Raw genomic sequence first — 19,857 nt, 5'->3', positions numbered from 1 at the left:
GCGCGGCCGTAGGGGTCGCGGTCGGCGTCGGGGTAGCCGGCGGGGGCGCGGTCGTCGCGTCCGTAGGGGTCGCGTCCGCGGTCGGCCCGGTCGTCGGCACCCGGCCGGTCGTCGCGCCGTCGGGCGTAGGGATCACGGTCGTACCCGCCCGGCTCGTCGTACGGGTCCGCCTGGTAGCCGCGACCGCCGCGTGGCTGGTCGGCGTAGCCGTCGCGGCCGTACCCGCCGTACGGGTCGCCGCCGCGCGGCGGATCCGCCACGCTGGACTGGTCGGCCGGCGAGCGCCGGATGCCCAGCGGGTCGTAACCCCCCGCCGCGTCCGGGCCGTCCGCCTGTGACGGGCCACGCCGACGCTGGCCGCCGGGCTCGTCCGTCCCATAGGGAGACCGACCGCCGTCGTCCGGACGGTATTCGTACCTCTCCTGACCACTCATGATCCCAATTCCGCACCGATCGCAGTAGTCGGGTCGTGAGACAGGTGCCCCGCAGGGCAACGTGCCCTCACCTGATCACCGGTTCACCCGGAGGGTCCTCGTCGACCGTGTGTCAAGGACCATCTCATCGATCTTCTTGACGTTCTTCTTCAACCGAACCGTACCTGTTGTGGCATTGTCGATGTGAACCACCTTCTGTAGGAGGCGGTAGGTGTCTTCGTTGCCGGAGGCGAGCGCCAACTGGGCCCCGCGTCCGAGCAACAGTGTTGCAGTGGCCTCGTCGCCGGACTGACGCGCCTCCAGGCCACGCACCACCGAGGCCGTCAGCTCGGCCTGCCCGGTGTAGTGGGCGACGGCCGCGCTGACCCGGGTGGAGCGCGTCTCGTCGTCCGTCCATATCGCTCTCACCAGCGCCTGCGACGTCTCCCGGCCGTCGATGACGAGGCTGACCCGCGCGGCCAGCGCCTCGGTTCCGACCGGCCGGGCCGGCACCCGGATGTTCAGGTGGTAGTCGCGCGACTCCGTTCCCCACGCGCCGGTAGGGTAGTCGACGCTGTGATCGTCGGATGTGGTCGCCTCGGCCCGCAGATCGCGCAGCATGGGGGAGACCTCCCGCAGAAACCCCACCTCGGCGCCGCGCGGGGTCCACACCCGCAGCGCCACCCGGTCGGTGGCTCGGCTGGTGGCGGTCGCGACCACGCTGGTGAAGTCCGCGACGAGCTCGTTCGGGCTGCCGATCGCGTCGACGGTGCCCAGCAGGTTCGTCGCGATCAGTCGCAGCTCGGCGACGCGCCAGTCGGTGCCGATGCCCCGGCAGTCGCACTGGAACCGCCCACGGGCCGCGGCGACGGCCGCTGCCAGGTCCGTCGCCAGCTCGCCGTTCTGGCCGTCGGTGAGCAGCAGCGCGTGCGCGATGGCCTGCGGCCGGGTTCCCGTCAGCGCCCGCGCCAGGTCCAGCCAGCGGCCGATGGCGGTGCCGCCGTGCGGCTCCATCCGGCTCACCGCGAGGCGGGCCTGCTCGCGGGTGACGGCCGAGGCGGCCACCAGGTGCGGGCTGTCCGGGTAGATCATGCTGGCGGCGCCGGTGCCGCGGACGATCGCGAACCACACGCCGTCGGGCAGACAGTCGACGGCAGCGCACGCCGCGTGGCGCGCCTGGGCGATCTTCTCCGGCGGGTTCGCCATCGAGCCCGAGCAGTCGAGCAGGAGGACCTCGGCGAGTTCCGGGCGCCGCGATCCGGCCGGCGGCGGGGACCCGTGGGCTGACGGGGACCCAGGGGCCGGCGGGGAGTCGTGGGTCGGCGGGGAGTCGGGCGGGCGGGAGCCGTGCGGGGAGACCTCGCCGGCGAGGCCGTCCGGGCCGTCGGGCCGGCCGGTCGACGTCACGGTGACGACGGCGTGCACGTCCGTCCCGCCGGCCGGAAGGTACTCGTTCTGGTAGACCTCCGCGGTGAACGCGCCCATCAGTGATCCACCCGGGCGGCGACCACGGTGATGTTGTCGTGGCCACCGGCGTCGATGGCGAAGTCGACGAGGTGGCGGGCGACGTCGATCGCCGTGCAGCGCGGCGGGAGCTGGTTGACCAGCGAGGCCATGACATCCGGCCGGGAGGCGTAGTTCCACAGCCCGTCGGAGCACACGAGCACCGTGGCCGGCGCCTCGATCGGGAAGATCTCCGTGTGCGGGGCCACGTCCTCGACGTCGCCACCGAGCCAGCGGGTCAGCGTGTGCGCGCGCCGATGCGTCTCGGCCTCGTTGGCGGGGATGAGACCCGCCCGGGCGGCCTCGGCGGCCCAGGTGTCGTCCGAGGTCAGCCGCTCGCACCAGCGCGGTCCGAGCAGGTAGACGCGGCTGTCGCCGACCCAGCCGACGGTGACCATGCCGGGACCGTCGGGGGTCGGCGGGGTGACGATGGCGGCGGCGAAGGTGCACGACGGGGCCATCCGCCCCTCGGCCGCGCTGAGCTGGGCGATCGTGGCCTGTGCGGCGTCGACGGCGGCGTGCAGCGCGGCCTCGGCGTCCTCCGGGGAGAAGCCCCCGACGATCGCCCGCGGCGCGGTGCGCGGCTCGTCGTACTCCGGGTACGCCGGCTCCAGGATGTCCAGCATGGCGTCGGCCGCGCTGCCGCCGCGGGGCGGGCGGGTGTCGTGGTGGACCGGATGACCGGGCCCGTGGGCTCGCACCGCGTCCGCGAGCACCGCCATCGCGGTGGCCGCGGCGGCGGCCGAGGCCTGACCGGAACCGGGCGTGGTCGAGACCCCGTCGCACACCACCGCGATGAGCGTGCCGTAGACGACGGCGAGCCCCATCGCGTCCTCGTTGGTCGTGTGGCGTACGCCCCGGTCGCACACCCCGGCCAGCTNGCCGAGGTCGACCTCGCTGTGGTCGGCGTCACCGTGCGCCGGGTCCGGGCCTTCCAGCGGATGCCCGCAGACCTCGCAGTAGTGGTCGTCCGAGTACNCCGGCGCCGCGCACACGGGGCAGCGGCCCAGGTCGTCGTCGGGGTCGAAGGCCCCGCTGCCGGTGAGCTGGTAAGCCACCGTGGGGGCGTCGTCGTGCGGGTTGAGGTCCACCGTCATGCCACCGGGAGGGAACGTTCGCGTGCGGGCGGTGTGCGCAGAGCCATGTGCTGGGTGCCTCCTGCCCCTGCTGGTCCGGTCATCGGAGCTCGTCGCCGTCGCTCCGCGACGCCGGAGGCGCACGGCCGGCGACAGGACGAACTGGTCACACGCGTCGAGCTGGTCATTGTGGAGCCATGGGGACGTATTCTCCCAGGTTCCCCCGGGGCCCGTCGATGACGTAGATCGCCGTGGGCGGGCCAGGTCCCGGTGCATCCCCCTCCGTCGGCGCGCAACCTTAAGAGAGCGTAAGGGGCGAGGGCCGACGATGGTGGCGGCCATGCCGGTGCCGGGGCATCGGCCACGCCGGCCGGTCCCGGCCCGTCCTCGGCCCGCGCCTCGCCGGAGCTCAGCACGGCACGCGCCCGAGCCGCGGTCCGCGACCGCGTGATGACGCGTGGCGAGCGACGCACACCGAACCCTCCTGACCTGGCCGAGGGCGGCCGGGACCACCCAGGTCACCGGCGTGGGACTGCCGCCTCAGGATAGGGCGCCGGACAGTCCCGAACGACCATGTCGCGGCAGGTGGCCGGGTTCGGGCCCGCCGGACCCCCGACCGGGGGCCCCTGCCTGGTCGGCGGGCGGGCCGAAACCGGCCGGTCCCGGCCGGGGTCGAGGCCGGCCGCGTCCCCGGCGCCGGCCGTATACCGTGGTCACATGGTCATTTCCGCGGCGCACGCCGGTCGGTGGCACTGATGGCCGGCGCCGCGCGCCGGGGCGGCGGCGGGATCGCCCGGGGCGGGCAGGGCGGCCGGGCCGGCAAGGCGGGTTCGCATCGCAAGGGAGCCGGTGCCGGCAGCGGCGGCCAGGGCCGCAAGGCCCTGGAGGGCCGGGGCGCGACCCCGCCCGCCCATCTGCGTCCCGGCCATCCCGCTCAGCGCCGCGCGGCCGCCGCGACCAGGGCCGCACAGGGCGGGGAGCGGGGGCGGGCCACCGCTGGCCGCCCCGGTGCCGCCGACGCCGCCCAGACGGGTCAGGCCGGGCAGGGGGGTCCGCGCGCGCGGCGTGCCGAAGCCGACGAGCTGGTCGTCGGCCGCAACGCGGTGGTCGAGGCGCTGCGGGCCGGGGTGCCGGCGTCGAGCCTCTACGTCGCCGGCGGGCTCGACTTCGACGAGCGGCTCGCCGACGCCCGCCGCCTTGCCGCTCGGGCGGGGATCGCGGTGGTCGACGTCGCCCGCCCGGACCTCGACCGCATGTGCGGCACGGCGCCGCATCAGGGGCTCGCCCTGGCGGTCCCGCCGTTCCGCTACACCCATCCCGACGACCTGCTGGCCCGGGCGCGCGCCGCGGCTCCCGGTCTGGTGGTCGCGCTCGACGGCGTCACCGATCCCCGCAATCTCGGTGCCGTGGTGCGCTCCGCGGCGGCCTTCGGCGCCCACGGCGTCCTGGTACCCGAGCGCCGCGCCGCCGGGATGACCGCCGCCGCCTGGAAGACGTCGGCGGGTGCCGCCGCCCGGCTGCCGGTCGCCCGGGCCACCAACCTCGCCAGGACCCTCGTGTCCTACGCCGAGGCCGGCCTGTTCGTCGTCGGGCTCGCCGCGGACGCCGACACGACGATCGACGAGCTCGAGATGGCCACCGATCCGATCGTCCTGGTCATCGGGTCCGAGGGGCGCGGGCTGTCCCGGCTGGTCGAGCAGCGCTGCGACGTGACGATCCGCATCCCGATGGCCGGGGCGGTCGAGTCCCTCAACGCCGGGGTCGCCGCCGGCATCGCGCTGGCCGAGATCGCCCGCCGCCGCCGCGGCGCCTGAGTACTCGGGTGCTCCCCGGCCGGTGGCGGCCGAAAGGTGACGCAACCGAGTCCTGCGCGGCGGAACGCTGAGCCCGTCGCGGCGCCCTTGTAGCCTCATGCCCTACTTGGGCGTCGGGCCATCTCGGGGGAACGGACGACGGTGCGGGGCAGGCGGGAATCGTCGGCGCGGCTGTTCGCGCTGCCGCGTTTCCTCCTGCCCGAACCGCAGCCGCGGCTGACCCTGCTGCCCACCGTCGCGCTGCGGCTGGTGCTGGCGGCGGTCTTCGCGGCGTTGCGGCTGTACGCGGCGCTCTTCGGCGTGGGGTTCGTGCTGCTGTGGCACGACTGGTACGTGAGCCATCCGCTCGGCCTGGTGGTCGCGGCGCTGGCCGCCGCCTGGTCGCTGACGTTCGCCCTGATCGCGCTGCATCGCGGCATCGGGTGGGTGCTGGCGGCCGGCAATGTGGTCGTCGCGCTCGTCCTGGCCTCGGGGGCGCGCCTGTGGCTGCCGCCGGAATCGGTCGGAGACTCTGCCTCGTTCGTGCTGCTCGCGGCGACGCACGCGACGGCGGTGGCCGCCTGGGCCTTCCCCGCCGGCCCCTTCCTGGCCGTGACGGCGCTGACGGTCGGCGCCTTCGTGGCCGGGGCGTCCGGCGCCGGGCCGCCGGCTCCGATGCCGCTGGCCGCGATCATCTGCACGGCCCTGCTCGTCCGGTACGTCCGGCCGCAGGTACACGCGCTCGCGGGCGGGGCGCAGGCGCGGCTGGCCGAGGTGGCCGAGCGGCGCGCAGGCGAGGACGACGTGCTCACCCTGCTGCGCGAGCAGCGGGAACATGAGCTGACGATCCACAACGCGGTGCTCAACACCCTCACCGGCATCGCCTGGGGCGGCGGCGGCGACGGACAGCTCACCCGCCGCCGCTGCGCCGACGGCGCGACGGCCCTGGACGAGCTGATCGGTGGGCGCGAGCCACCGCCCCGGGCCGGCCCGGGGCACCGGCCGGCGGCCAGCGAGATCCCGGCGGTGGAGCGCGGACCGACGCTCGACGAGGGCGCGGCCGGCGACCTGTTGGTCGGATCCGGGCCGGCCGGCGACCTGCTGGTCGGATCCGAGCCGCCTGGCAACGTGCTGATCGGGTCCGGGCCGGCCGGCGCGGCGCCCGGCGCGGCCGGCCGTCCGGACCCCTGGGTGACGGTGGCGCCCGCGGCCGGCTCGCTGCGCGCCCTCTACACCGCGCAGCTACGCCACCTGACCAGTCGATTCGCCGCAGTCTGGCTGATCCTGCTGGTTCTGCCCGCCGGCCGCGCCCTGCCCCATGTCCGTTCGGTCCCGCTGGCGCTCGCGTTGCTGTTCGCCCCACTCGCCGCGCTCGCCGTGGCCCGGCGACGCTTCCGGTCCGGGCCGTTGACGCAGGTGGAGGCGGCCGCCGTGGTGCTGCTCTGCCTGGGGATCGCGGTGGGGGGCGGGTGGAACGCCGGCGACGTCGGCGAGGTGCGGATGATGGCGTGGCCGATGGTCAGCCTGCCGCCGTTGTTGATGCTGGTGACGGTGTCCCGCCCGGTGTGGCGATGGGTGCTCGCGTCGGTCACCGTCGGCGCCGCCGTGATCGCGGTGAGCCTACTGACCAACCCGCGGGACCCGTTCGCGCTGTCCCACCTTCTCCTGTTGCTCTACTACTTGTGGATCATGCAGATCTGCCTGGTCATGATCGGTCCGTTGCTGTGGAGCACGGCAGATGTCCGGGCCTGGGCCAGTCACTGCGAGCGGGAGCTGGGTCGGCGAGCCGAGAAGCGGGACCGGGCGCGCGAGCGTCGCAGAGTGCTGCTGCGGGCCGTCGAACGGGACGTGGCGCCGCTGCTGGCCGGCGTCGCCGCGGGCCGGCTCGACCCGCAGGCCGACGTCGTGCGCTCGGAATGTGCCCGGCGCGCGGTCGCCGTGCGGCGGCTGCTGTTCGACGACGACGCCGTGCACAGCGCGATCGGGGAGGCCATCGACGCCGCCGAACGGCATGGCACGGTCGTGTCCAGCCAGATCTCCGGTGGCCTCGACCAGTTGCCCGCCTCGGTGCGCGGCGAGTTCGTCGAGCAGTTGCACCACGCGCTGCGGGTGATGCCGAGCCGCCGGGTCCTGCTCACCGTCACCGCGCAGGCGCGTACGGCCAGCCTGTTCCTGTCGTGTTCCTGGCCGGCGNGCCAGTTGCCGCCGGCACCGTCGGGTCGGGCCATCGACATGATCGTCGACGTCGACGACGGGCAGCTCTGCGTGGAGCTGCGCTGGCCACCCGCGGGGGTGCGGCCCGGGCCGCGACCGCAGGCGGGGATGCTGACCGGCGGCCGGTCCGGGGACGTGACGGAGCCCCGCCCCCCGCACGGGGGACGGGGCTCCTGACCCGCGCTGGGTCGCGTCGCCTCGCGCCGGCTACGGCTCACGATCTGTCGAGCACGATCCGATCGATCATGTGCGGATCAGAGTCGGCCGAGTGCGGATGTCGGCGCGGTGTATCGGGGCCTCAGATCCGGTGACCCCAGCAGGGCTTCGACGCGTACCAGGGGCTGGTGCCGGCCTGCGCGTAGAGCTGCCGCGCGCGCTGCCACTGCTCCGCGACGCTGGCGTGCTGCGGCAGACCCCTGCCGCCCAGACCATGCCAGGTGCTGGGCAGGAACTGGAACAGGCCGCCGGCTCCGATGGAGTTGACCGCGTGCGGGTTCCCGCCGGATTCGCAGGGAATCACGGCGCTCAGGAAGTGGTCGGCGTTGGTCCCCGCGCTGGCCGGCTGGGACAGCGCGAGACCGCCGCCGACGGAGGCGGCGAGAGTGGTGGCGATGACTGCGGCCCGGGTGCCGAGCTTGATCCGGTTGAGGCCCCGACCGAGCGAACGAGCGTTGGACATTAAGTTGCCCTTCCCCACGCCTGCGAGGTGAGCTGTCGGGTTCGGGCTGGGAATGCCCGGCCGTGGTTCGCGGCTTCACCCCTAGGACGCCTGACCTCGGCGCCCGGAATTGGTTCCCCCGTCCCTGCCGCAGGTTTGATTCTCATCGGGTGGGGGCAGGGTTCGGCGTGCCACCCGACGTCTGCCATCAGTTGACGGCATGGCGACGAACATAGCTGAGCGTGACCCCGGGAAATCAAGGGTACGTGAGGATGGGCACAGTACGTTCTAACGTCTTTAATTGATCTTTTTTTTGCGGTTNCGCGCCCGCGTGCGCGCCCGATTCTAACGGCCTTCGGAGCTCCAGGGAACGCCTGTTTTGCGGTTGGTCGGCCACGCTGACCATAAGCCCTTCGCGGTCCGTGGCCGGTTCTCTCCCGGGCGTGGCGGGGGGCGCTTTCTACCCGCGTCGACGGTGCCGCTAACGGAGTCGAGAAAAAATTTCGCCGCTGCGCCGCGAACAACGGCTCTTCCGCGCTTTTCCGAACTATACGGCACTCCACGAGTCGTCCCACATAAAGGGGATGTGTCCGGCAGGGCGACCGGGCGGTGTCGGTGACCGGCTCTCGGAGGGTTGCTGCGGGGCTCCGGGGGTTGCTGTGGGGCTCAGGGGGTGTAGGTCCAGGCCGAACCGGTGCCGCGGTACTGCTCGACGGGGATGGGCGTGACCCCGGGGCGCATCCGGTCGGTGTAGAGGTGCCCGTGCAGGTGGTCGATCTCGTGGGCGACCAGGCGGGCCAGGCCCTGCCGGTACACCGTGATGTGCCGGCGGCCCGAGATGTCGGTGTGCTCCACGTGCAGCTCCAGGGACCGCGGGACGATCCCGCGGACGTCGAAGAAGCTCAGGCACCCCTCGTACTGCTCGTCGCTCTCGGGGACGGACTCGATGACGCGTGGGTTGAGCAGGGTGAGGATGTCGCCGTCCGCGGACCGCACGATGGCCGCCGCCCGGTTGATCCCGATCTGGGGCGCGGCGATGCCCATCCCCTTCCCGAACGTGTGCAGCGCGGACACTCGCTCCATGGCCGAGGACAGCTCGGCGACGACGCGGCGGGCGTCCTCGGCCTCGACGGGCAGCTCGAACGACCGGGCTGGCTGGTGGAGTGCGGGATCGCCTACCTGGACGATGCCCGCCGCGGCCATCTGCGCGCTGGGCCGGGCAACGGCTCGGTCGGCGGGATCCCGGTTCGGCGCCCCCGCCCGAAAGTTCCATTCCAGACGATATCGGGCGTGCAGTGGGGGATTATTGGTGGACCAGGTGAAAACACGCCTTTTGGCATCATCCGAGCGGGCAATCGCCGTGCGGAACGGGAAGGCGTCCGCGGTCATCGACGTCTCCATGCCCCAGACCACGGGATCGACCTCGGCGGGGAAGTCCAGCACGACCGACAGGAAGCTGGTCGGTACCCGGACGGCCCGCTGGAACCACGGGCCCCACTTCTCCTCGCCGACCCGGTAGCTGTACTCGATCCATGCTGATTCGCCCGGGTAGAGGGGGAATCGGCCGCGATTGTTCTCGAACAGCAGCCAGACCTCCTTCAGCGCATCCCAGTCGGTCTTGACCTGCCAGGACATCTGCTCGTCGCCGCAGTGCGCGCTGAGCTGCAGTTCCTCCCAGCGCAGCGGATTGCTGCGGTAGAGCCGGGCGGCGCGTTCCTGGTCCCCGGGAAATCGGTCGACGGAGATCCGCATCAGGTAGCGGGTCACCGGTTCGACGCCGGTGTTGAGCACGAGCCGGCGCTGATGGGCGACGTACATGCCGTCCTCGTAGCGCAGCTCGGCGCGATCCTCCTCGACGACAAGCCCACCCGGGTCGGGGCCGGCCCGGGTGGCCCGGGCGGCCCCGACCGGCTCGGCCGCCGTGATCGCCGCCGACGAGCCCGGTGGCGGCGGGGCCATGCGACCACCGGGCTCCGTCGCCCGGGCGCCCGGCGAACGGGGCGCGTCACCCGCCTCGTCCGTCGCTTCCCATGGGCGCGCGGCGAGCTGGAAATAGGCGCCCGGGATGCGCAGCGCGTCGGCGATGCGCTCGATCAGGGAGAGCCGGGCGATATGATCCTCACCCTGCATGATCCGGCTGACTCGGCTCTGGCTGAGGCCCTCGACCGGGGACGCGATGCGGTTCTGGCTCGCGCCGTCATACTTCTTCATCAGCCGGAAGGCCGTCCGGAAGTCCCGGGTCTCGCACGCGGTCCGGAAGTCGGACCGGGCGAGCAGGGTGCGGGAGACCCGGTAGGGACCGGATTCGTAGGACATCGACCGGCCTTCCGTCGGGCTCCGACCTGCGTCGATCGCCCTGCCGGGACGGCGGAAAGTCCGCTGCGTCAGACTGCGGCTAAGACGTCAGGATGACGACGCTATGCCAAACCGGCATAGTTTGCCGGCGCTTGTCGCGACCGCGAGGTTGTCGCGGATCCGACATCCGGCCGGGTCGGATGGGCAGGCGGCACCGAGGCAGATCTGGTAATCGACCGGCCGGCAGCTCCCGCTCCCGCCCGGCCGGATCATCCGCTCCCGCCCCGGCTGGAGCTGGAGGCGAGGTTGTCTCCGCACCGCCGGTGCGGGGGCGCGCAGCGGCGCGGATCCGGCTGTGGTCCGGTCCAGCCGGGCCCATACGAGAAGAGCATGCCTGACTGACGTTTCCCGGCCACGCCGGCTCGGGCCACCCTGGACGCAGGCCGGCCCCGCCCCGCGTCGAGCCGCGACCTCCGCCGGGCGGGGCCGGCGCACCCGGCGGGCCGGTTGGTCACCGCCGGCCCGGATGGGAGGGGCGGACCGACGGCCACCGACCCTGGTGGCCGCCACCAGCGTCGGTGGCGGCCACCGGCCCGGCCGATCGGGCGTCGGCGCAGGGAGTGTCGGCGCAGGGAGTGTGGGCGCAGGGGGTGCGGGTCCGGAAGGGCGGTGCCGATCGTGACGGAGCCGAGGAGAGATCATGATCGACCTGCGGTCGTCTACGGCGTCGTCCGGTTCGCGCCCGGCGGCAACCGGCAGGTCACCGATGTGGTGATCACCTTCGTCTCCGCGTCGGCGGCGGACGACTTCGCGGCTGAGCAGGGCTGGCCGGAGTACGAGGTGGCGCCGGTGCGCTTCTTCGTTCACGAGCGGCAGTCCGCCGTCGCCGAGGTGCCCCCGCCGACCCGGTGGACAGGTGACTCTGCCCTGCCCAAGCAGGGTCACCGATCCGCCGCCGATCCGGCCGGACCCCCCGGATCGGCGGCGCCATCCCCCGCCGGCCAGGCGGAGACGGCGGTGGCCGGAGCCCAGGAGTCGAGCGCTGCCCAGCCGGCCGCGGACCGACAGGAGGCCCGCCGGGTCTCCGTCACGTCCTGGGGGCTGGACCGTTGGGCGGTCGCGCTGCGCGTGGGTTCCGATCCGGTGGAGGCGTTCCGTGCCGTCGGCCGGCTGCCGGCCGGTCTGGTCTTCACCGCTGCCTACGGCGACGTCGACGTGGTGCTGGTGTACGGCCCGGGGGCCGGCGGCGATGCGCCGCCGGCCCGGGCGCCTACGGTTCTGGAGACCGCGCTCGGCGCCGAGCCGGCGGGACTGGTGGCGGCGCGTTGGATGACGGCGGGCGAGCGGGAGGCGTTTCGGGCGGGGTACGCGGCCGCCGTGGACGGCATTCGGCGCGCCCTGGCGTAAGCCGCGGGCCGTCACCTCGGCCGTCACCGCCTCGGTGCTCGCTCGGTTCCTCAGTCGTCGTCGCGGAAGTGCACTGTCACGCGGTCGGTGTCGGACGGCCAGGCGGGTACCCGCAGCACCGCACGGTGCGCCGCCTGCCCTCGAGGGGTCACCGCGACCTCGACCGAGCGGTCGCCCGCCGGGATGTGCAGATCCGCACCGGTGATGAAGCCGATCCCGAAATAGTCGGGGATCGGAGCCATGACGTCGGAGACACCGTCGGCATCGCGATCGAACAGGTACACGGCAAGGGCCAGTTTGGACCGCGGGGCCACCCCCGGGCTCAGGACATTTGTCCCGTCGACGGTGAGGATGTCACTGTCCCCGCCCTGGTCGCCCCACCATTCCAGGCCTCGGCTCACGACGAGATCGGTCTGTTTCGCGTCGGTCTTCATGCCACCGCCGATCTCCTGGTCCGGCCGGCTGGTCAGAAGGCGGACGAGTCGATCGGTGCGGCGGAAGGGCTGGTAGTAGAAATGATGGACGGGCTCCCCGGACCGGACGACGGCGAACTCGTAGGTGGCGGTGCCATCCGCCCGGAACGGGCCCCAGGAGCCGTCGGCGGCCAAGGTGAAAAGGCCCCTGAGCCCCTTCGGCAGGCGCTTACCCGTCTTCGGGTCGAGCTGGTAGACCTCCAGGCGGGCCTTGGCGACGCCGGTGTTCGCGGGAAAAAGCAGCGCGCGGCCGGAGATCTCGATCTGCCCCTTCTCCGCGACGACGTCGGTGGTGAACGGCTCGGTCCCGGTGAGGAAGCGGAACATCTCCCGGAAGGTACCCGTCGACGTCAGCAGGCGGTTGCGCTCCTGGTCGGGGAAGCGGACATTGCTCGCTCCGGGCACCCGGCGGGTGGGATCCCCGGTGCCCCAGACGGTGAGCATCGGCACTCCCCGGGGCGGTCCGCTCGCCAGGGAGCCCTCCACGCTGATCAGATGCGCGACCCGGCCCGCCCGCGATGCGGAGCTTGCCAGGTACCGCTCGGTGAGTTCGGCGCCCTCCGCCTGCCCGACCAGATCGACCTTCTTCGCCCCGGTCGCCCGGAGCAGGTCCTGGATCTTCGTGTCAAGCTGCGGAAAGACCTTGTCCAGTGGATTTCCCCAGGACGACGCGTCGTAGTCGAAGGCGGATATCCGGTCGGCCGGGTATCCGTTGCTGGTGAACCGCTGCGCCTGCGACTCGAACTGGTCCCCCGAGCCGAGGGTGCCGTGAACGAACAGCAGTGGCAGGCGTGCGGCGTCCGGCGGACCCACGGGGCCCGCCACCTCCCGGGCGAGCGCCGCGGAGCGGGCCTGCGCGGAGGCGGAGCCCTCGCCGGTGGAACAGGCGGCCGCCACCGCGGCGAGAACCACCGCGGTCGCCAGGCCGAACCAGCGTCCGCGAGGCATGCGACGCCCCTTTCCCTGCGGGATGTTCGGCGGCCGCGGCCGGCCGCCACCGGGAATGCTCCGCTCATTACGTTACAGAAGGGCATGAACCCGACGGGGCGGGGCTGAATCGCCCGGTCGAACGGCAAAAGCTATCGTTTTCGGCCGTCGCCGCCGGCCACTCGCGGCAGGGTGTGGCGTCCGTTGGGGAAGCGGTGAGAACGTCCGGTCCGGGCGGATGGACGTCCCGGAGGACCACGCGTCCCACCGACTCGCCCCCACCGACTCGCCCCCACCGACTCGCCCCCACCGACTCGCCCCCACCGACTCATCGGCGGGTGACGTGGCCCGGGCACCCGACCGCGGTCGACGGTCACGGCCGTCCCACAGCCCCACCCGATCCGCTCGGGTTCCGGACCCTGCAGCGATCCGACCCGACCCGATCCGACCCGACCCGATCCGACCAGATCTGGTCGGATCCGATCCGACCGGATCCGACCTGATCCGATGCGATGCGCTCTGATCCGGGAGGATCTGCGGCCCCGGTGGGGGCGCGGCCGTAAAATGGGATGCGGATAGTGCCCCATGCCTGTCATGATTTCCGGGTGGACGCTGCGGGCGACGACATTCCCTGGCAACGAATACGACCCTCCGAATCCTCGGCCGGCGATATCGGGAGCGCCGCTCGGGGCGAGCCGGGCCGGCACGCGGGGCTGCGTTCCTACCTGGGTTTCGTCGGCACCTTCAAGGGCTCCCTGCTGGTCGTGGTCGCCTGTTTCGCGGTCTCGAACGTGGCGCTCGCGATCCTGCCCGTCTTCATCGGGAGGTTCGTCCAGTCGCTGGCCCATGCGACGGAGTCCACCGACGGGGTGTACCGGTACGCGGCCATCCTCATCGGCTGCAACATCCTCCACGACCTGACCTGGCGAACCGGCGAGCTCACGTACCTCCGCCTGCTGAACGACCGGGGCTACGAGTACGAGAACATTCTCTTCCGCAGCGTCATCAACGAGCGCTACCCGTACTTCGTCGGAAAATTCACCGGCAAGATCAGCAGCTACATCGCATCGTTGGGCCGTGAGTTTCGGGAGATTTTGGAAACCACCTGCTTCACCTATGTGGAGCAGGCTATCCGAGTGCCGTCAATCGTCATAATAATGTTTTCCGTCAACGTCTACTCGGGGCTCACCTTCCTGGTGGCCGTGCTGCTGATGATGGCCATCGGCCGGCATACCGTGAGCCGTTCGTCACGGGCGGAGAAGCGGCTCGCGGACGAGGTCTCCGAGATGGACGGGTACGTGATCGACGTCATCGCGAACTTCGTCAGCGTGAAATCGTTCCGGCAGGAGGCGGCCGAGTACGAGCAGGTGATCCGACGCCGCCGCACGGTCATCGCGGCCGCCCGCAGCTCGTACTTCTGGACCGTCGTGTTCTGGGCCTCGATGTCCCTCGTGGTGCGCTACCTGGTCTGGCCGGTCTCGATCCTGCTCAACCTCCATCTGTACCTGACGGGCGAGCTGAGTCTGGCGCAGTTCACGACGTTCCTCTCGGTGCTGGTGATGTTCTCGGACTTCATCTGGGGCACGGTCTGGGAGATCGCGGAGCTGAATCTCCGCCTCGCGCGGGTCGAGGAGGCCTACCGCTACCTTTTCGCCGGCCGACCCGTCACCGCGGATCGGCCGGCTGCGCTGGCAGGGACGCCCCCGGTGGCCGTGCCGGAAGCGCCGGGGCGGTTGGAGTTCCGTGGGCTGTCCTTCGCCTATCCCGAGAACGACGGCAGGCCGGTGCTCGCCGGCATCGATCTGACGATCGAACCGGGCGAGAAGATNGGCATCGTGGGCCGCAGCGGAAGCGGCAAGACGACGCTCGTCAAGCTGCTGCTCGGCTATTACCCGCTGCCGGCGGACATCGTCCGGTTGGACGGCCGCCCGACGTCGAACTACGCGCTCGCCGCGGGAATCTCCTACGTCCCGCAGGACACCACGCTGTTCCACCGGTCCATTCGGGACAACATCACCTATGGGACGGCCGCCGCGGCCACGCAGGAACAGGTCGAGTCGGCGGCGCGACGGGCCCACGCGCACGGTTTCATCAGCCAGGCGCCGGAGGGCTACGACACCGTCGTCGGCGAGCGCGGCATCAAGCTGTCGACCGGGCAACGGCAGCGGATCGNGATCGCCCGCGCCTTCCTCGACGACAAACCGATGCTCGTTCTCGACGAGGCGACAAGTGCCCTGGACAGCGAGAGCGAGGTGCTCGTCCAGCACGCGCTGGAGGAGCTCTGGCGCGGCAAGACGGTGATCGCCGTGGCGCACCGGTTGTCGACGCTGCTGAACATGGACCGCATCATCGTCCTGGCCGGCGGCGGCATCGTGGAACAGGGCTCACACCGCGAGCTTCTCGACCGCCGTGGCCGCTACCACGCCCTCTGGCAGCGGCAGAGCGGCGGCATGATTCCCGTCGACTGAGCGCCGGTGCTCAGTCGAGCTCGTCCCAGGGCGCTTCCGAGCTGACGGCGGCGGCGATGAGCCGGGGGATGCCCTCGGCGAGCGCCGTCGACCACGGCGGCGGCGCCGTCGCGGCGCGAAAGATCGCCGGAAGGGCGAGCGCCCCGCCGCATCCGGCCGCGAACTGCGGCGGCCCCCAGGGTCCGCCGGGCAGGCAGGTGCTCGTCGTGCGACCGGTGGCGGACCCGGTCGTGAAGGCCGCGGCGATGCGGCGGGCGGTCGCGGTGGCGGCGGCGGTTCCCGAGGGCGTCGTCGTGGCCGCCCCGGCTCCGCCCGTGGGGGTGGTGGCGGGCCCGGATTGCTGGGCCGGTGCCGGGAAGTCGACCTCGCGGGTCGTCGCCGCCGGCGCCGACCCCCCACTCACCCCCGCCGCCGCAGCGGCGGGGCCCACGCCCCCCGCCGCGCCCGTCGTGGTCGAGGGGTCCGCCCCGCCCACCGAGGCCGCTGCCGCCGCGCCAGCCCAGGTGGCCGTCGAGGCGACCCACCCCGCCCCGCGGGCCGGCGTCGTAGCGCCGGCCGTCGCCGCCGTGCCCGCCGGGTAGGCCGTCGCCGAGCCGAGGGGTGCCGCCAGGAACTTCCGGCCGGTGCGGATGCCGCCCCGCAGCGGCTGCCCGGCGGTTCCGGGCACGGCCAGGCTCCCCGGACCGGCCGTGCCAGCCAGATAGTCCGCGGTCGGGTCGTCGGCGGCCGGGCCGCCCGCGCCGGTGGGGAGGGCCGGGCCGGCGGCGATGCGGGACTTCCCCCCGCCGGCCGAAGAGGGGCCGCCCGGGGAGACGCCGGCCGGGGAGTGGCCGGCGGGATGGGAGTTGGTTGCGTCTCCCTCGGCGGCGCCGCCCGCCGCGATGGCGTTGGGCGGCGCCGCCGGCGCGGAGGCGAGGAGGATCGCGGCGGTCACCGCCGCGGCGACCGCGGTCGCCCCCGCACCGGGGACGAGCACGCCGCGCCGGGTCCGGGGCCGGCGGGTGGCACGCCGCTCGCGGGGGAGCGTCGGGTTCGGCTCGCCGCCGGCCGCCCGCAGCCGGGTGACGGGCAGGCGGCCGCCCGGCAGGGCGACGCCGGCGTCCGCGCCGTCGGCCGCCACCGCGCCCGCGGTCGCGGCGATCTGGCTGAGGATCCGGTGGGCGTCCGGCCTGCGTTCCGGCTTCTTGCGCAGGCTCGCGGCGACCACGCCGCGCAACGGGCCGGGCAGGCCGCTGAGGTCGGCCTCACCGTGGACCGTCCGGTAGAGCAGCGCGTCCAGGGGGCCGCCGCCGAACGGCGGACGCCCACTCGCGGCGAAGCACACCGTCAGGCCCCAGGAGAAGATGTCGGCCGCGGGCCGGGGACGGCGCGTGGTGGTCAGCAGTTCGGGCGCGAGGTAGCCGATGCTGCCCATCACCACGCCCGAGGCGGTCATCATGCCGGGCAGGCCGGCGACGATCCCGAAGTCGATCACCTTCGGGCCGTCCGCGGCCAGCATCACGTTGCCCGGCTTGAGGTCGCGGTGCACGACGTCGGCGTCGTGGATGGCGCACAGCGCCTCCGCGAGCCCGCGGGCCACCTCCCACAGCGCCTCACCGGACAGCGGCCCCCCGGTCGCGACCGACGAGTACAGGGTGGGACCCGCCACGTACTCGGTGGCGATCCACGGCTGGTCGCCGTCCACGTCCGCGGCCAGCAGCCGCGCCACCCGGGGGCTGTCGATCGCCGCCACCGCCGCGGCCTCCCGGTGGAAGCGGTGGCGGAACGCCGTGTCGGCGGTGTGCTCCTCCCGCATCACCTTGACCGCGGCACGGGTGCCCGTGTCGTCCACGCCGAGGTACACGATGCCCATGCCCCCGCTGCCGAGCCGACCCATCAGCCGGTACGGACCTACTTCGGGCGGATCGCCCGCCCGCAAAGCCTTCCAGGACACGCCACGTCCCCCTCGGATGCTGCGTCGCGCCGAGGCCGCGCCCAGGCGCCGCCGTGCCGGGCACCGGGGATGCGGCGACACCACGAACGCCGACACGCCCGGTCGCGGCCCACGCCGCTACCCGACCGAATCTGTTGTACCCGGACGATTCGGCCGGAATGCATACCGTCCAATCACCCTCTGTGAAGTACGCCTGGTCGGGCTGGTACCCCCGAGGGGCGCGATCGGGCGGGCAGGCCAACCAAACCCGACCGGACGACGCGGACGCGTTGACCCCACGCCCACCTGCAGGTTCGGTCGGGTGCGGCGACTGGTGGGCTAGCGGGAGGCCAGTCGGCGAACGTCGGCGGCGGAGGTGCCTAGCCCAGTCGGGCTACCGAAGGGCCGCCTGTCTGCGGAGGGGTGGTAGCGCAGTTCGGCCTCCTCGTATCGGTGCGTCCCTTGGTGCCATCGCAGGACGCCGGCCATCCAGTTCTGGAGCTCCCGGGCGTAGGAGTCGATCGCGGTGCGGGCCTCGCCGTCGAGGCCGAGGCGGTCGAACAGATCGGGCAGCTCACTGTCCACGACATGCTCGAACTGCCGTACCCGGGCGGTCATGAGCGCGTTGACCACCTCGACGGCCCGGCCGCGGTCGCAGTCGAGGAAGTTCTCGACGACCAGCACCGCGTTGTGGATCTCGCCTTCGAACTGGATCTCCTTCTGGTAGGAGAAGACGTCGTTGAGCAGGCAGGCGAAGTCCGCGGCGGCGTTCTGCAGGGCCCGCAGTGGCCGGGTCCGGAAGACCTCCGCCGGCACGCTGTCCCCGCGGGCCAGCCGGCTCAGGCCCATCGTCAGGTCCGAGCCGAACGTCGCGCGGCGCATCTCCAGGTAGTCGATGGGGTCGGGGATGCGGTTGTAGACCTGGTTGTCCAGCTCCCACAGCCAACTGTCGATCATCACCTCGATCGCCCGGCGGAACGCGGCCTGCGCGGCGGGCTCCATCCCCCTGGTGGTGCGCTCCCACAGGTCGGCGAGGCTCCGCTCCAGGGCGTTGACCGGCGGCTCGGTCAGCGGGCCGGCCACCGGCATGAACAGACGCAGGCGCTCGTTGCACAGCTTCGCCGCGGCCAGGTTCCGGGAGGTACCGAAGATCACTGGGTAGTAGTCATCCGCATAGGTTCCCCAGGTCAGCCAGCCCGTCGTGAGGTCGAGCTCGTTGGCGGTCGCGTTTGGATGGATGCCCGCGGCGCACAGGGCGAAGTCGGCAGCGCGCAGCTTGTGCTCATCCCAGATGCCCGGAACCCGGTCCAGCAGGCCCATCGACCGCGCCCAGCGGACGGACTCCTGCCGCGCGGAGTCCAGGTGAGGGCTCTGTCCGGTGGTGTATGGCAGGTAGAACTCCGGCAGCGAGGTCGGACCGACGACCCGGAACGGCACGTTGGCGAACGACCGGATCCGCTGCGGTGCGGTGGCGAGCAGCGACGGGATGACCCGGATGGCCGAGGTGCCGAGGCTGGGGATCCCGGGGATGCCGGGCAGCCCGGCGACGGGGACGAGGCTGCCCGACCCCGCGACCCCGGTGGGGAGCGCGTCGGGCGTCGCCTCGCGGTTCATGTAGCGGCTGGAGCGCAGGTGCCACTCGTGCCCGCCGGACTGCCAGTCCTGCAGACCCTTGACGTAGGCCAGCGCCGCCAACCGGCCCGCCGGGTCGATGGCGTGCTCGTCGAGGACGGCCGGCAGCTCCGTGGTCGCGGTGTGCTCGAACTGGTGCAGCCGGGAGGTCAGCAGGTCGTTGACGGTGTCGGNGGCGGCCTGCGTGTCGATGTCGAGGAACCGCTCCACGACCAGCACCCCGTTGCTGAGCTCGCCCTCCTCGGTGACCTCCCGCTCGTAGGAGAACAGATCGTTGCGCAGGTGCACCGCGTCGGCGAAGGTGTCGCGCAGCACCTGCAACGGGCGGGTGGCGGCGACGCGGGCGGGGATCTCGGCGTCGGCGGCGTGCTCGACGAGGTTCGCCGACCAGGGGGCGCCGCCGACCTTGCGGCGCATCTCGACGTACTCGATCGGGTTGGCCAGCCGGGCGGCGTTGATGTTCTCGAGTTCCCAGAGGGACTCGTCGAGCAGGTTGCGGGTGCTGACGGCGAAGCGGGCCCGCCAGTCGGCCGAGCGGGCCGGCACGGTCCGCGTCCACAGGTCGGCCAGGCCCCGCTCCACCGGGTTCGACGGCTCCTCGGTGATCTCGCCCGCCACCGGCATGAACGCGGGGAGCCGGTCGAGATAGGCCCGGGCGCCGGCCAGGTCGTGCGTCCGCTTGTAGAGCTCGAGGAAGTGGTCGTCGAAGTAGAAGACCCAGACGTACCAGTCGGTGATCAGGTTTAGGCGATCGGCGGTGGCGTCGGGATGGGNATAGGCGCACAGCAGGGCGTAGTCGTGGGCGTCGAGGTCCTGCTCGGTCCAGATCGCGATGCCGTGCTGGGGGGCGTCGATCATCTCCATGGCCCGGGCCCACTCCCTGCTGTGTTCCCGGGCCTGTTCAAGATGCGGACTCAGCCGCGCGGGATAGGGCACGTAGAACTCGGGGAGGGTGAAAGGCTGCATGATTTCTCCGGGAAAACCCTTGGTTGCCGCGGGGCCGGGACGGTGCGACCGGGAAGGCATCGCCGAAACCGGTGCGCCGCCGCGGTGTTTCGTGGCCGCGGCGGCGCACCGGTCGGTGGG

Annotated in this window: 9 protein-coding genes, 7 pseudogenes and 1 riboswitch; of the genes and pseudogenes, 5 read left to right on the top strand and 11 right to left on the bottom strand. The window is 72.7% G+C overall.

Annotated features, from left to right (window positions below; translation table 11 throughout):
* The 4 genes and pseudogenes from UK82_RS36890 to UK82_RS36885 all read right to left on the bottom strand — a co-directional run.
* Positions 1-434, bottom strand: a pseudogene (locus UK82_RS36890) (hypothetical protein); the annotation flags it as partial.
* Between the two features lie 75 nt (positions 435-509).
* Positions 510-1,898: a VWA domain-containing protein gene (locus UK82_RS09855; RefSeq protein WP_055406949.1), complete on the bottom strand. Its 1,389-nt coding sequence runs from the start codon at positions 1,896-1,898 to the stop codon at positions 510-512.
* Positions 1,898-2,785, bottom strand: a complete 888-nt coding sequence (locus UK82_RS09850; protein WP_255354279.1) for a PP2C family serine/threonine-protein phosphatase — start codon at positions 2,783-2,785, stop codon at positions 1,898-1,900. Before UK82_RS09850 ends, UK82_RS09855 begins: the two co-directional genes overlap by 1 nt.
* Before the next feature lie 110 nt (positions 2,786-2,895).
* Positions 2,896-3,148, bottom strand: a pseudogene (locus UK82_RS36885) (serine/threonine protein phosphatase); the annotation flags it as partial.
* Between the two features lie 599 nt (positions 3,149-3,747).
* On the opposite strand from UK82_RS36885, the gene rlmB reads away from it, so the two are divergent.
* Positions 3,748-4,806 carry a 23S rRNA (guanosine(2251)-2'-O)-methyltransferase RlmB gene (gene rlmB / locus UK82_RS09845; protein ID WP_044883877.1) on the top strand — a complete coding sequence of 353 codons (1,059 nt, stop codon included), beginning with the start codon at positions 3,748-3,750 and terminating at the stop codon, positions 4,804-4,806.
* A 2,491-nt stretch (positions 4,807-7,297) separates the two neighbouring features.
* Here rlmB and UK82_RS09835 read toward each other — a convergent pair.
* Together UK82_RS09835 and UK82_RS09830 are read right to left on the bottom strand one after the other, a co-directional pair.
* Entirely contained in the window at positions 7,298-7,678 is a 381-nt protein-coding gene (locus UK82_RS09835; protein WP_044883875.1) for a transglycosylase family protein, read from the bottom strand.
* Between the two features lie 2 nt (positions 7,679-7,680).
* Positions 7,681-7,856, bottom strand: a riboswitch (cyclic di-AMP (ydaO/yuaA leader).
* Positions 7,857-8,323: 467 nt separating this feature from the next.
* The gene (locus tag UK82_RS09830) at positions 8,324-9,973 is read right to left on the bottom strand and encodes a peptide deformylase (RefSeq protein ID WP_055406946.1); all 1,650 of its coding nucleotides are present in this window, start codon (positions 9,971-9,973) and stop codon (positions 8,324-8,326) included.
* Positions 9,974-10,630: 657 nt separating this feature from the next.
* On the opposite strand from UK82_RS09830, the gene UK82_RS09825 reads away from it, so the two are divergent.
* Positions 10,631-11,359, top strand: a complete 729-nt coding sequence (locus tag UK82_RS09825; protein WP_044883998.1) for a hypothetical protein — start codon at positions 10,631-10,633, stop codon at positions 11,357-11,359.
* A gap of 50 nt (positions 11,360-11,409) precedes the next feature.
* Here UK82_RS09825 and UK82_RS09820 read toward each other — a convergent pair whose 3' ends face one another.
* Entirely contained in the window at positions 11,410-12,780 is a 1,371-nt protein-coding gene (locus UK82_RS09820; protein WP_055406945.1) for a lipase, read from the bottom strand.
* 548 nt (positions 12,781-13,328) lie between these two features.
* Between UK82_RS09820 and UK82_RS09815 the strand changes: the two are divergent.
* The 3 pseudogenes from UK82_RS09815 to UK82_RS42520 form a co-directional block, all read left to right on the top strand.
* Positions 13,329-14,587 (top strand): annotated as a pseudogene (locus UK82_RS09815) (ABC transporter transmembrane domain-containing protein); the annotation flags it as partial.
* A gap of 1 nt (position 14,588) precedes the next feature.
* Positions 14,589-14,931: pseudogene (locus tag UK82_RS36880) on the top strand (ATP-binding cassette domain-containing protein); the annotation flags it as partial.
* A gap of 1 nt (position 14,932) precedes the next feature.
* Positions 14,933-15,227: pseudogene (locus tag UK82_RS42520) on the top strand (ABC transporter ATP-binding protein); the annotation flags it as partial.
* Between the two features lie 10 nt (positions 15,228-15,237).
* On the opposite strand, the gene UK82_RS09810 reads toward UK82_RS42520, so the two are convergent.
* From UK82_RS09810 to UK82_RS36865, 4 genes and pseudogenes are all read right to left on the bottom strand, one after another.
* Positions 15,238-17,160: a serine/threonine-protein kinase gene (locus tag UK82_RS09810; protein WP_044888376.1), complete on the bottom strand. Its 1,923-nt coding sequence runs from the start codon at positions 17,158-17,160 to the stop codon at positions 15,238-15,240.
* 318 nt (positions 17,161-17,478) lie between these two features.
* Positions 17,479-18,944 (bottom strand): annotated as a pseudogene (locus UK82_RS36875) (germacradienol/geosmin synthase); the annotation flags it as partial.
* 1 nt (position 18,945) lies between these two features.
* A pseudogene (locus UK82_RS36870) lies at positions 18,946-19,544 on the bottom strand (germacradienol/geosmin synthase); the annotation flags it as partial.
* Between the two features lies 1 nt (position 19,545).
* Positions 19,546-19,737, bottom strand: a 192-nt coding sequence (locus tag UK82_RS36865) for a hypothetical protein (protein ID WP_396230508.1), incomplete at its 3' end; no start/stop codon positions are given.
* Between the last annotated feature and the right edge of the window lie 120 nt (positions 19,738-19,857).

The organism is Frankia sp. ACN1ag (assembly GCF_001414035.1).
Taxonomy (GTDB): domain Bacteria; phylum Actinomycetota; class Actinomycetes; order Frankiales; family Frankiaceae; genus Frankia; species Frankia torreyi.
The sequence above is the reverse complement of the archived record's forward strand: the minus strand, read 5'-3'. Positions and strand labels throughout refer to the sequence as shown.